At 58.1% G+C, this 12,684-nt stretch carries 14 protein-coding genes and 1 tRNA gene; 13 read left to right on the forward strand and 2 right to left on the reverse strand.

Annotated elements, in window-relative coordinates:
• The first annotated feature begins 3 nt into the window (after window positions 1-3).
• The 4 genes from RLO149_RS01290 (at window position 4) to ppk2 (ending at window position 4,860) form a co-directional block, all read left to right on the forward strand.
• Window positions 4-2,223, forward strand: a complete 2,220-nt coding sequence (locus RLO149_RS01290) for an ABC transporter permease (RefSeq protein ID WP_013960237.1) — start codon at window positions 4-6, stop codon at window positions 2,221-2,223.
• The gene (locus tag RLO149_RS01295) at window positions 2,220-3,296 is read left to right on the forward strand and encodes an ABC transporter ATP-binding protein (protein WP_013960238.1); all 1,077 of its coding nucleotides are present in this window, start codon (window positions 2,220-2,222) and stop codon (window positions 3,294-3,296) included. The genes RLO149_RS01290 and RLO149_RS01295 overlap by 4 nt, the downstream gene beginning before the upstream one ends.
• On the forward strand, window positions 3,297-3,860 hold the full coding sequence (locus RLO149_RS01300; protein WP_013960239.1) for a histidine phosphatase family protein: 564 nt from the start codon (window positions 3,297-3,299) through the stop codon (window positions 3,858-3,860). It abuts the gene before it with no gap.
• A 205-nt stretch (window positions 3,861-4,065) separates the two neighbouring features.
• Window positions 4,066-4,860 (forward strand): polyphosphate kinase 2, encoded by a 795-nt coding sequence (gene ppk2, locus RLO149_RS01305; protein WP_013960240.1) that lies wholly within the window; start codon window positions 4,066-4,068, stop codon window positions 4,858-4,860.
• A 249-nt stretch (window positions 4,861-5,109) separates the two neighbouring features.
• Here ppk2 and RLO149_RS01310 read toward each other — a convergent pair.
• Window positions 5,110-5,184, reverse strand: a tRNA-Thr gene (locus tag RLO149_RS01310).
• Window positions 5,185-5,270: 86 nt separating this feature from the next.
• On the opposite strand from RLO149_RS01310, the gene RLO149_RS01315 reads away from it, so the two are divergent.
• The 6 genes from RLO149_RS01315 (at window position 5,271) to RLO149_RS01340 (ending at window position 9,560) form a co-directional block, all read left to right on the forward strand.
• Window positions 5,271-5,450, forward strand: coding sequence for a hypothetical protein (locus tag RLO149_RS01315; RefSeq protein ID WP_044025165.1), 180 nt, complete (start codon window positions 5,271-5,273; stop codon window positions 5,448-5,450).
• A 4-nt stretch (window positions 5,451-5,454) separates the two neighbouring features.
• On the forward strand, window positions 5,455-6,723 hold the full coding sequence (murA, locus tag RLO149_RS01320; protein ID WP_013960241.1) for a UDP-N-acetylglucosamine 1-carboxyvinyltransferase: 1,269 nt from the start codon (window positions 5,455-5,457) through the stop codon (window positions 6,721-6,723).
• Window positions 6,723-7,190, forward strand: coding sequence for a DUF2948 family protein (locus RLO149_RS01325; RefSeq protein ID WP_013960242.1), 468 nt, complete (start codon window positions 6,723-6,725; stop codon window positions 7,188-7,190). The genes murA and RLO149_RS01325 overlap by 1 nt, the downstream gene beginning before the upstream one ends.
• Before the next feature lie 45 nt (window positions 7,191-7,235).
• Window positions 7,236-8,549, forward strand: coding sequence for a histidinol dehydrogenase (hisD, locus tag RLO149_RS01330; protein ID WP_013960243.1), 1,314 nt, complete (start codon window positions 7,236-7,238; stop codon window positions 8,547-8,549).
• A gap of 69 nt (window positions 8,550-8,618) precedes the next feature.
• On the forward strand, window positions 8,619-9,098 hold the full coding sequence (locus tag RLO149_RS01335; protein WP_013960244.1) for a UPF0262 family protein: 480 nt from the start codon (window positions 8,619-8,621) through the stop codon (window positions 9,096-9,098).
• Window positions 9,099-9,560 carry an arsenate-mycothiol transferase ArsC gene (locus tag RLO149_RS01340; protein ID WP_013960245.1) on the forward strand — a complete coding sequence of 154 codons (462 nt, stop codon included), beginning with the start codon at window positions 9,099-9,101 and terminating at the stop codon, window positions 9,558-9,560.
• Window positions 9,561-9,568: 8 nt separating this feature from the next.
• On the opposite strand, the gene RLO149_RS01345 is transcribed toward RLO149_RS01340, so the two are convergent.
• Window positions 9,569-11,131: a peroxidase family protein gene (locus RLO149_RS01345; protein ID WP_013960246.1), complete on the reverse strand. Its 1,563-nt coding sequence runs from the start codon at window positions 11,129-11,131 to the stop codon at window positions 9,569-9,571.
• 209 nt (window positions 11,132-11,340) lie between these two features.
• Between RLO149_RS01345 and RLO149_RS01350 the strand changes: the two genes are divergently transcribed.
• Genes RLO149_RS01350 through RLO149_RS01360 form a run of 3 tightly spaced genes read left to right on the forward strand, consistent with a single transcriptional unit; the run spans window position 11,341 to window position 12,684 of the window.
• On the forward strand, window positions 11,341-11,655 hold the full coding sequence (locus RLO149_RS01350; RefSeq protein WP_013960247.1) for a DUF3775 domain-containing protein: 315 nt from the start codon (window positions 11,341-11,343) through the stop codon (window positions 11,653-11,655).
• Between the two features lie 44 nt (window positions 11,656-11,699).
• Entirely contained in the window at window positions 11,700-12,107 is a 408-nt protein-coding gene (locus RLO149_RS01355) for a ketosteroid isomerase-related protein (RefSeq protein WP_013960248.1), read from the forward strand.
• A complete protein-coding gene (locus RLO149_RS01360) occupies window positions 12,097-12,684 on the forward strand; it encodes a GNAT family acetyltransferase (protein WP_013960249.1) in 588 nt (195 codons plus the stop codon). The genes RLO149_RS01355 and RLO149_RS01360 overlap by 11 nt, the downstream gene beginning before the upstream one ends.

Here is a 12,684-nt window from a genome sequence, read left to right on the forward strand (position 1 = left end):
TCCGTGCGAAACGCCACATCCGAACGGACCACGCATCCGGTTTTGACCTTCTGGGTCATTGCCGGGTGGGTCGGGTTTTGTCTTCTGCCATGGTACATGGTGGAAGACGGCCTGCTGTCGTTCGAGTGGCTGCGTGATGGCTATCCGTTTGATGAGGATTACGCCCCTGCCGCGTTCCTGATCGCGCAGGGCAAAAAGCTCTGGCTGGCGCCTCTGCTGATCGCGCTTATTCTGCCGCTCATCGCACTGCGGCGTCCCAAATCAGACCCGTGGTTTGCCCGGCTGCTGATCCTTTCGGGGGCGATTGGCTTTGGCTGGTTGATCGCGCAAGGCTTCAGCATCGGCATTCGCGGGTTTAACTCTGACTGGCTTGAGGCCGCCTTTGGTGACCTTGGGGATCGTCAGTTCGGCATGGGCTATGGGGGCATGATCACCGCATCTGCTTTCCTGTTTTTGCTCACGCAGGGTGTTGCTGCGCGGGGGGCGATCAATGGCGATGTCTTTGTGGTCAGCGCCATTGGCGGCGTGATCACCATCGTCGCCGTTTTCGTCTTTTTCCCGATTGCCAAGATGCTGTTCGCGGCCTTCGTGACCGAGGATGGGGCATACTCCATCGCTGTTTTTGCCGATAAACTGTTCGATGACCGGCTCTGGAGCCTTGGGTGTTTTGCCGGGGCAAAATGCGGGGCGGCGTGGAACTCCTTGTTTTTGGCGATAACGGTTGGATTTCTCACCACTGCACTGGGCCTGTGCTTTGCGCTGATCGTGACCCGGTCGGGCTTTCGCTACAAACGCGCGATCCGCGCGCTGACGGTGTTGCCCATCATCACGCCCCCGTTTGTGATTGGTCTGGCGCTGATCCTGCTGTTCGGCCTGTCCGGTTCCGTCACGGTGTTCTTTGCCGAGATGTTCGGCGTGCAACCGACCCGGTGGCTCTATGGCATGCCGGGCGTGATGATCGCGCAAACACTGGCCTATACGCCGATTGCGTTTCTTGTTCTGATCGGTGTGGTTGAGGGCGTCAGCCCCTCCATGGAAGAGGCATCGCAGACGCTGCGGGCGAACCGCTGGCAGACGTTTCGCACGGTTTCGCTGCCGCTGATGCGCCCCGGTCTGGCCAATGCCTTCCTGCTCGGCTTCATCGAAAGCATGGCCGATTTCGGCAACCCGCTGGTTTTGGGCGGCAATTTCGATGTTTTGTCGACCGAGATTTTCTTTGCCATCGTCGGCGCGCAATACGATCAGGGCCGTGCGGCTGTTCTGGCGATGGTTTTGTTGTTTTTCACGCTCTCGGCGTTTTACGCGCAGCGCGCATGGTTGGGTAAGAAAAGCTACACCACCGTGTCGGGCAAGGGCGATTCAGGGGTTCATCCGTTGATGCCGACCGGTCTGGCCGTGCCTGTCATGGTGATCGCGCTGGGGTGGGCCATATTTACCGCCGTTGTTTATGGCATGATCATCTACGGCAGCGTGGTCGAACTCTGGGGCGTTAATAATTCGCTGACCTTCAAACACTACATCACCGCCTTTTCCGTCCGTTTCGAAGAGGAAGGCATCCGCTGGACCGGGGCCGCCTGGGACAGTTTCTGGACGACGATCACCATTGCTGCGATTGCCGCACCGCTCACCGCGGCGGTGGGTCTGGTCACGGCCTATCTGCTGACGCGCCAGAACTTTGCAGGCAAAAACGCGTTTGAATTTGGCACGATGCTGTCGTTCGCCATCCCCGGCACGGTGATCGGTGTCAGCTACATTCTGGCCTTCAACGTTCCGCCGATCGAGATTACCGGCACCGGCGTTATCCTCGTCATCAGCTTCATTTTCCGAAACATGCCCGTTGGCGTGCGCGCTGGCATCGCCTCGATGAGCCAGTTGGATAAATCACTGGACGAAAGCTCGCTGACCCTTGGGGCAAATTCGTGGCAGACGTTCCGGCGCGTGATCCTGCCCTTGCTGCGCCCGGCCATTCTCGCGGCATTGGTCTATTCCTTTGTGCGCGCGATGACAGCAATTTCTGCCGTGATTTTCCTCGTTTCGGCGGAATATGACATGGCCACCAGCTACATCATCGGGCGGGTCGAAAATAATGACTATGGCCTTGCGATTGCCTATTCCACCACGCTGATCTTTGTGATGCTGACGGCTGTTGGCATGCTGCAATTGCTCGTGGGTCGGGTGCAGATCGGGCGGCGAACCCAACAGGTAGCGGAGAAATCGACATGAATGAAACGCAACTCGGCGGCAAGGCAGCACCGGTTCGCTTCGAAGGGGTCTCCAAAGTCTTTGGCAAGGATGTGATCGCTGTCGACAACATCGATCTGCATGTCGATGCGGGCTCGCTCGTGACACTTCTTGGCCCGTCCGGATGCGGCAAGACGACGACATTGCGCATGATTGCAGGGCTTGAGATGGCGAGTTCCGGGCGTATTCTGATCGGCGATCAGGACGTTACAAAATTACCTGCAACGGATCGCGACGTATCCATGGTCTTCCAGTCCTACGCCCTGTTTCCGCATATGACCGTGCTCGAGAACGTAAAATACGGCCTGACATTTTCCGGTTTTGGCAAGGAGGAAGCGCGCGCGCGGGCCTTGCATGGTCTCGATCTGGTCGGACTAAAAGGGTTTGACAACCGGTTGCCCTCGGAACTCTCCGGCGGCCAGCAGCAGCGTGTGGCCGTCGCACGCGCGCTGGTGCTGGAACCTCAGGTGCTGCTGTTTGACGAACCGCTGTCGAACCTTGATGCCAAACTGCGCCGACAGGTGCGCGAGGACATCCGCGCGATCCAGCAGAACCTTGGCCTAACGGTCATCTACGTCACCCATGATCAGGAAGAAGCGCTCGCCGTCTCTGATCAGATCGTGGTCATGCGCAATGCCGCCATCGCCCAGATCGGCACACCGCGCCAGCTTTATGATGCGCCAAACGACCGTTTCGTCGCGGATTTCATCGGAGAGGCGAACCTGATCAACTGTACCATCGTCGCGGTTGAAGGCGATACCGCAACCATCGACATAGACGGGTATCAGCACCGATTACCCGCGCGCGGTTTGACGCAAGGACCGGCCACTTTGGCCGTGCGCCCATCGCGTATTGTCGTGGGGCATGGCGATGGGGTTGCCGTGCGTATTGCCAAGGCCACCTATGTCGGCGTACGTATGGAATACACCCTCGAAGGTAGTTTCGGGCAGGTGTTTGCAGTTCAGGATGATGTCGATGATCCACTTGAAATTGGTGCCGAGCTGCGCATGTCCTTTGCCGCCAAGGGGCCAGTCCTGCTGCCTGAGGCGAAATAAGTGAGCGCCCTGATTTTCATCACGCACCCTGAAGTCAAGGTCGATGCGGCCCGCCCGGTGACGGATTGGGAACTAAGCGAAACTGGCTGTGCGCGCGCTGAGCGGTTTGCGCGTTCAACGCTCTTGGCAAATGTGACCAGTATCTGGGCCAGCGAAGAGCGCAAGGCGCAACAGACAGCCGACTATATTGCGCGGCAGACCGGTGTGCCCCTTCAGACAGACAGTAATCTGGGCGAAAACGACCGTACCGCGACCGGGTTTCTGCCGCCCCCCGAATTTGAAGCCGCCGCAGATGAGTTCTTTTCGAAGCCCGACACCGCATTCCGAGGATGGGAAACCGCGCGCGCCGCTCAGGGTCGGATTGAAAACGCCGTGCGCGGTATCGCGGCGCACCACGAAACCGGCGATCTTGCAATCGTGTCCCATGGTGCGGTGGGGACGTTGTTATATTGTGCTTTCACAGGTCTGCCGATCAACCGCGCATATGATCAACCTTCTCAAGGTCACTATTGGACCGCAGATCTTTCCGACCTCAAGCCAAGACACCATTGGATATTGATCTGACACGCGGCCTTCGTATGGAGGGGTGGATCTTGTGGTACAGGGCACCACACTACTTGCATGCTCAGGCCGCTGGTAATGACCGGGCTGGCCTTGATCGGCACCGGTAGCTTGAAAATTTTTGCCCGACCCTGCGCCTGACAATGCTAAACTTGTACAAGCGGCGTCGAAACCTGCACCAGATTAACGCAACGGGTATTGGGAGACCATGATGGGAAAAATATCAAATTCAGACTACGAAGCCGAGTTGGCAAGGCTGCAGATCGAATTGGTCAAACTGCAGGAATGGGTCAAACATACCGGTCATCGGGTTGCGGTTATCTTTGAGGGGCGCGATGCTGCGGGCAAGGGCGGCACGATCAAACGCATCACCGAAGCCATGAACCCGCGGATTTGTCAGGTGGTTGCCCTTCCGGCCCCGACGGAGCGCGAAAAGTCGCAATGGTATTTCCAACGATATGTCGCGCATCTTCCGGCGGCGGGTGAGATCGTCATATTTGATCGCTCATGGTACAACCGGGCGGGTGTCGAGCGTGTCATGGGTTTCTGCAGCGAAGAGGAATATAAGGAATTCATGCGCAGTTGCCCTGAGTTTGAGCGCATGCTGGTGCGTTCAGGTATACAGCTTATCAAATACTGGTTTTCCGTCAGCGACGAAGAGCAGGAACGTCGGTTTCAAATGCGCCTGACCGATCCCACGAAACAGTGGAAGCTGAGCCCGATGGATCTGGAGAGTCGCAAGCGCTGGGTGGATTACTCGAAAGCGAAGGACGATATGTTCTCGCATACGGACATCAAGCAGGCGCCTTGGTACGTGGTAAATTCGGATGTGAAAAAGCACGCCCGGATCAACTGCATCAATCACTTTTTGTCATTGATCCCTTACAAGGAAATCGAACGCCCCCCGGTCGTCCTTGAAGAACGCCCACCGCAACGGGGCTATGTCAGACCCCCGATGGCGGACCAAACCTTCGTGCCCGAAGTCCATCTGGACCTTAAATAGGACAGCGTTTCGGCAAAGGTTCTGCAGAACAAGACCCACGGCTGTGTTCTGTAAACAGGTTGTGAGCCGGGACGCGACTAAATGAATATGGCAATGTGAGCCGGTTTTGCCTGCTGTTCAGGAACCACGCGCGAACCAATTCTTTTGTCAGCCTTCCGTCGATCCCGCCGAGGGCTGGAGCACGTGTACTTCGTCGACAGGCACCCGACCCTACCGGTTCATTTGAGCCGTGAAATTTGTACAGATGAATGGTGCTGCAGGGGAGGATTGAACTCCCGACCTCGTCATTACCAATGACGCGCTCTACCACTGAGCTACTGCAGCCTTTGTGCGAGTGCTGGTTAGACGCAAACTCACATTGGTGCAAGCCTAATCTGGACCCGCGCGCGTGGCTGCGATAGACAGCCTTTATGGCAGATAAAACTCCATCGAAATTCAAAGGCACAACCGATGGCTCCCGCGAAGACCGGCTGAAAGCGGCGTTGAAAGCCAACCTTGCGCGGCGCAAGTCTCAGTCGCGCGAGCGGGCGCAGTCAGATGGGGAAACAAACAAAATACCGGGCAATTCCGGGCAGGATAAGGACGCATAAGCGCATGGATTCGATATTGGTAAAAGGGGGCGGCAGCCTGAAGGGGCAGATCCCGATCGCAGGTGCAAAGAACGCCTGCCTTGCCCTCATGCCCGCAACATTGTTGTCCGAAGAACCACTGACGCTGACCAATGCACCGCGCTTGTCGGACATCCGCACAATGACGCAACTGCTTCAGTCGCTGGGGGCGGAAGTGACCTCGCTGCAGGATGGTAAGGTGCTGGCGATGTCCTGTCACGGGGCGATCAACACCCGTGCGGAATATGACATCGTGCGCAAGATGCGCGCGTCCAACCTCGTGCTTGGGCCGCTTTTGGCGCGCGAAGGTCACGCGCAGGTTTCCCTGCCCGGGGGATGTGCAATCGGGGCACGCCCCATGGACATCCACACCGACGGGTTGAGCCAGATGGGCGCCGAGATCGAGTTGAAAGACGGCTATCTGCTGGCCAAGGCCAAGGGCGGACGGCTCAAGGGGGCGGTCATTGACTTTCCCTTTGCCTCTGTTGGGGCGACCGAGAATATCGTGATGGCCGCGTCACTGGCGAAAGGCACCACCGTCATTAACAATGCCGCGCGCGAGCCCGAGATTGTGGATCTTGTTGAATGCCTGCGCGCCATGGGAGCACAAATCGAAGGCGAAGGGACCTCGACTATCTCGGTGCAGGGCGTTGACCGACTGGGCGGCACCACCCACCGCGTTGTGACGGACCGGATTGAGCTTGGCACCTATATGCTCGCCCCGGCGATCTGCGGCGGACAGGTGGAACTGCTGGGGGGACGCATCAACCTGCTGGCTGCGTTTTGTGACAAGCTGGATGCGGCGGGTGTCACGGTGACCGAAACTGCGAATGGGTTGAGTGTCGCCCGCGCAAATGGGGATATCCGCGCGGTCGATGTCACGACGGAGCCATTTCCGGGGTTTCCCACCGATCTGCAGGCGCAGATGATGGCCCTGTTGTGCACCGCCAAAGGGACCTCTGTTCTGGAAGAAAAGATATTCGAGAACCGGTTCATGCATGCGCCTGAGCTCATTCGCATGGGCGCTGACATCGAGGTGCATGGCGGGACCGCGACAGTCAAGGGGGTTGACCGCCTGAAGGGGGCCCCGGTGATGGCCACCGATCTGCGGGCGTCCGTTTCCCTGATCCTTGCGGGGCTTGCCGCTGAGGGCGAGACAAAAGTGTCCCGCGTCTATCATCTCGACCGTGGATATGAGCATGTGGTGCGCAAGCTCTCCGCTGTTGGGGCGCAGATCGAAAGGATCGCGGAATAATGACCGATGCACGTTTCGAAGACGGGCGTGAAGCGCCGTTGAACCTTGGTGCGGTCGATGCAGAAGACCTCAAGGTCATGGCGTCCCTGGCGCAGGATGCGGTTTTTCCGGCAACCGAAATGCGCTGGGACAGGGTCGCGCAGCGGTTCGCTCTGCTACTCAACCGTTTTCGCTGGGAAGAGGGCACGGCACGTGCGATGTCCCCTGAACGGGTGCAATCTGTATTGGCCTTCGACACGGTGACCGCTGTTGCCAGCAGCGGGATCGACCGGGGCGACAAGGACACAATTCTGTCTGTGCTCACGATAGAATTTGTTGTCGCAGACGCCCCTTCGGGTCATATCGTCATCACGCTTGCGGGGGATGGGGCCATTCGTCTTGAGGTTGAAGCAATTGAAGCGACCTTGAAAGACGTCACAAAACCCTATTTGGCACCGTCCAAGACGACGCCATCGCATCCTGAGTGACCTATCCCCGGCACTGCCCCTTTCCCAGACGAGTCGTAAACTGCCATGCCCGTATTTCTGAATGCTGCCGATCCAGATTTTGAGACCCGCTTCAGCGCTTTGCTGAGCGCCAAGCGCGAAGACAGCCCCGATGTAGACGCCACCGTTGCGCAAATCATTGCGGATGTCCGAGCACGCGGTGACGCGGCCCTGATCGACCTGACGGAAAAGTTTGACCGGCTGACGTTGACGCCGGATCGCCTCGCCATCACGCCTGATGAGGTGGATGCTGCGGTTGCGACGGCGCCCGGCGATCAGGTGGCCGCACTGGAACTGGCGGCGCAACGTATCCGCGCCTACCATGAACGCCAACGTCCTGAGGACGCAGAGTGGATCGATGACAGCGGCGCAATGCTGGGCTGGCGCTGGACGCCTGTGGCGGCAGCTGGGCTTTATGTGCCGGGTGGTCTTGCGTCCTACCCGTCCTCGGTGCTGATGAACGCCATCCCTGCCAAGGTCGCGGGGGTTTCCCGCCTTGCCATGGTCGTGCCGGCACCTGATGGCGTGCTGAACCCGCTTGTGCTGGCCGCAGCACGTCTGTCGGGGGTTGATGAAATCTACCGTATCGGGGGGGCACAGGCCGTGGCAGCACTTGCCTACGGCACGGCGACAATCGCGCCGGTGGATAAGATCACCGGTCCGGGCAATGCCTTTGTCGCGGCGGCCAAGCGGCGTGTTTTTGGCAAAGTCGGCATTGATATGATTGCGGGTCCATCCGAAATACTGGTGATTGCAGATGCGCAGAATGACCCGGATTGGATCGCCCTCGATTTGCTGAGCCAGGCGGAACATGACGAAAGCGCGCAGTCTATCTTGATCACGACCGATGCTGCGTTCGGGCGGGCGGTGGCGGTGGCGGTTGAAAAGCGGTTGGAAACCCTAGAGCGGCGCGCGATCGCGGGTGCGTCCTGGCGCGATTTTGGGGCGATCGTCACAGTCCCTGATCTGGCCACAGCGGCTACATTGTCCGACCGGATCGCCCCTGAACATCTTGAGCTTTGCGTGGCGGACCCGGATGCCCTGAGCGCGCAGATCACGCATGCCGGGGCGATTTTTCTGGGGCAATGGACGCCAGAGGCGATTGGCGATTATGTCGGGGGACCCAATCATGTTCTGCCAACGGCACGCTCTGCCCGGTTCTCATCGGGCCTGTCCGTGCTTGATTTCATGAAGCGTACGACACTGGCGCGGATGACACCGGCGGCATTGCGCGCCGTCGGTCCGGCGGCCGAGACGCTGGCCAACTCGGAAAGCCTTGAGGCGCACGGCCTTTCTGTGACGGCGCGCCTGCGCAAACTAAACGACAGTGAAGCGCTCTAAAAGGTTGCCCCGAACGGTGTTTCCGCGCTACTCAGGCGCGGCTTACATCCATCGGCAAGAAGTACTCAAATGTCCCGCATCTCGCATATAACCCTCGATGACAGCGGCCTTCCGCCGCCGACGCCTGAAATCGAACAGGAGCGGAAAGTCGCGATGTTTGATCTTCTTGAGGACAATACGTTTGTGCTGCCCAGTCGCGAGGGGCGCCCGGTTCTCGACGGTCCCTATCACATCAGCCTTGCGATCCGCGACAAGCGTCTCGTCTTTGACGTGAACACGGAAACAGCAGAAAAAGCGGCGGAATTCCATCTGTCGCTCGGGCCGTTCCGGCAGGTTGTCAAAGACTACTTCCAGATTTGCGAAAGCTATTTCGATGCGGTCAAGAAACTGCCACCGAGCCAGATTGAAACCATCGACATGGCACGACGCGGTATCCACAATGAAGGCAGTCGTGTGCTTCAGGAACGCCTCGAAGGTAAGGCCGATATCGACACCGACACCGCACGGCGTTTGTTCACACTGATTTGCGTTCTGCACTTTGGCGGTTAAATGACACAAGAACCGCCACAGTCCGTTCTTTTTTGTTGTGATCATAACGCTGTGCGCTCTCCGATGGCGGAGGGCATGATGAAAAAGCTCTACGGCACCGGCACATACGTCCAATCCGCCGGCGTGACGAATGATCTTGAGATTGACGGATTCTCGATCGCGGTCTGTCAGGAACTGGATGTGGAATTATCGCGTCACCGGTCCCGCAGCTTTGACGAGATGGAAAACTGGGGCGATGATCTGGGTTCTTTCGATCTGGTGATCGCCTTGAGCCCGGCCAGCCAGCGCCGCGCGCTGGAATTGACGCGGTTCTATCACCTTGATGTGGAATACTGGCCAATCCTTGACCCGACCGGGTTGGGTGAGACGCGCGAGAGCAAGCTGGCAGGGTATCGGCAGGCCCGCGATCAGATCAAAGAGCGGCTGATCGCGCGATTTGGCCCCCCAACTGAATTGATCTGAGGGCGCGTTTACTCCGGCACCCATTCCTTGCGCGTCATCGCAATAAATGTATCGCCTGCGCCGCCCGCCACATTGCGGTCCAGAACATCACGCAGGGATTCTGTTTGCCGGATCGCGCTCCATCCCGGTGCCGAAAACGTGCCGCGTTTAAAGACATGTTGTGACAGCAACGGGTTGGTCAGCGCCTGACTGAACGCATCCAGCGCGACAAAGACCAAAATGAGGTTTGGCAACGGGCTGTTGGGCACCCTGTCTTCGCAAAACAGGCCCACATGAAAATCGACATCGCGGGGTCCGCCATAGTGTTTGGCGAGCGTATCGCTGATTTCCGGATCAGATGAGATGGCCTTGAAGGACGCAGGTCTTTGCTGACTCATGTAATTGCAATAATCCGAGAACCCCGCCAGCTGACAAAAGCGGTCCTGCTCGATTGAGGCCAATTCGACCTTCAACAAAGGCTCAGCCGTGTTGCGCGGCCCAAGCTCAGCTGCTTGCGTTGCACATATACCGGCAAACCCTTTCAGCAGGCCATCACGGATCAGCAGGTCGTTGTTCATGAACGTCGTATGAACCGGGTGCAGATCATCGCCCCATTGGATCTGATCGGGGATCAGCGCGTGCCAGCGGTACAAAAGGCTGAATTCAGTGGTGATCCAGTTGGGTTTGTTCCACGGCGCATTCCACGCCACGGACGGGTCCGCGCGCAGCGTGAAGGGCAGGGGAGAGATGTGGTTGATGTAATCCTCAACGATGATCTTGATGAAAATCACGATGACCGTATTGCGCGCTGTTTCAAAAACGCGGTCGTCATCCCAATCGGGATGTACGACTTCGATCTCGCCCGCGAGCCGGTTGTGTTCACGCAGAAACAGCGTGTTGAGCATGGCAACCTGCGGCACCGAATTGACCCGGTCCCCGCCCACGGCAAAGAGTTTCGCCTGTTTCTCAGGGCTTTGATCTGCACCCCCTAGGGGTGGGTCGAGAACCGCGAAATCAGGATCAGGCACGCCATCGCGGTAAAGAAATGGCGGATATTCCTCATCCCCGATCATCTGAGATTTCAGACGGCCTTTGTGGCCCGGATCGCTGGACTGAAGGCGCAGCGCATCCGTCTGTGCGGGGGTGCGACCATAGAGCGTGCACATGTCGATGTCATGGTTCGACGTGTTACGTTTCAGGTGCAGCTTGGGGTCTTGCCCCTCGGGGGTGAGATGTTCTGACTCGGTGCGGATAAACCCATCGGTCAGATATTGCGCAAAGGCCGGAAACAGGCAGGTCGATTTGGGACAAAGCCGTTGTGTGCCCTCTTTGCGCCGGAACAGCTCTTGCAACACTTCCGGGTCTGGCAGGTTATCGCGGGTTTGTGGTGGCAGATGCCGTGCGCTCCAGCGGCGATCTGTCAGGCCGGACCAGCTGACATAATCACGCCCGGTGCTCAGGGGGTGTGGCCGGGTTCTGGCGCGTTTGACGACACGATTGATGGCAAATTTATTGACCAAGGCCGCCAGCGGGGGGATGGCTTCGACAATGGAAAACAGAAATTTTTGAACGTTGTAAGGGATACGTGACATAAAAAAGATCCTCTGAAAATGACGCAACTATGCGTAGAACATCACGCATGTCGTTAACTTTTTCTAGAATTATTTACGGACAGGCCACAGAGCGTGCAGGCTTTGGCGCGCGCGCTTGTGCAAGGTACGGTACGTTCGCAGGTACAATTAACCCTTGCACCGCACCAACGAAAGACACAAGCTGAGAGCATATAAAAAGGGGTGGCAATATGCTCGAAATCAGCACACGAAAAGTCGCGCGGGTAATCCTGCTGACCCGTGAATATGGCCCTGAGAGCTCCAATCTATCAAACTATATATCCGGGCTGAATGATGACGAGAAAGCCAATCTTGTCGCCCTGATGTGGGTGGGCCGCGACAGTTTTGATGTCTCCGAACTGGAGTATGCGAAAGCGGAAGCGCGGCGCGAAGCATCCGCGCCAACGGAAAACTATCTGTCCGGCATTCCGGGCCTTGCAGAGCATCTTGAAAACGGGTTGGAATTGCTGGGCGTTGATGTGACCGATGTTGAGGACAACCTCTGACACGGCACACGACCGACATGTGTTTCTGATCAATTGGAGGGTCCATGCCCGCTGTCGTAAAAACCTACTTTGACGCCTTTAACGCCAAGGATATTCCGGGCATGCTGGCCTGTCTGACGGAGGATGTCGCGCATCATGTGAACGAAGGCGACGTGCGCGAGGGCAAGGAAGCCTTTGAACAGTTCTGTGTGCATATGAGCCGCTGCTATGATGAAACCCTGACCGATATGGTGATCCTTGAGGCAAAGGATCAGGGGCGTGCGGCTGCGGAATATGTGGTGAACGGCACCTATCTGGCGACGGATGCGGGCCTGCCCGAGGCGCAGGGGCAGAGGTATCGGCTGAGTGCGGGGTCGTTCTTTGACATCACCGACGGCAAAATCTCGCGGGTGACGACGCGGTATAACCTGTCGGACTGGATCGCTCAGGTGTCTGGAGCCGATGACGCTTGAGTTCCGCAGGCTGAGTGGAGCCGCGTTAAACGACGCCATTCCCGCAGTTGCCGCCCTGCGCATCGCGGTGTTTCGCGACTGGCCCTATCTTTATGAAGGTGATCTCGAATACGAGGCAGAATATCTCGCCCCCTATGCGCAAAACCCGCTGACGGTTCTGATCGGTGCTTTTGAGGGCGCGCGTCTGGTTGGGGCTTCGACCGCGATGCCGCTGACGGCGCATGCCGATGGGTTTGCGAGTGCATTTGTGCAAACGGACATAGATGTATCAAAGGTGTTTTACTGTGCCGAGAGTGTCTTGCTCCCGCAGTTTCGGGGGCACGGGGCGGGGCATGCGTTTTTCGATCTGCGCGAGGCGGCCGCGCGGCAGGATGGCTTTGACACATGCGTCTTTTGCTCTGTGATCCGCCCTGCAGATCATTCACTGCGTCCGACCGATTACCGGCCGCTGGATGGTTTCTGGCGCGCACGGGGCTACCGGCCCCTGCCCGGGGTCGTGGCGACATTCAACTGGAAAGATCTGGGCGCGGCAGATGAAACACCCAAGCAGCTTCAGTTTTGGGCGCGCGACCTCTGA

It is taken from the genome of Roseobacter litoralis Och 149, assembly GCF_000154785.2.
GTDB lineage: Bacteria > Pseudomonadota > Alphaproteobacteria > Rhodobacterales > Rhodobacteraceae > Roseobacter > Roseobacter litoralis.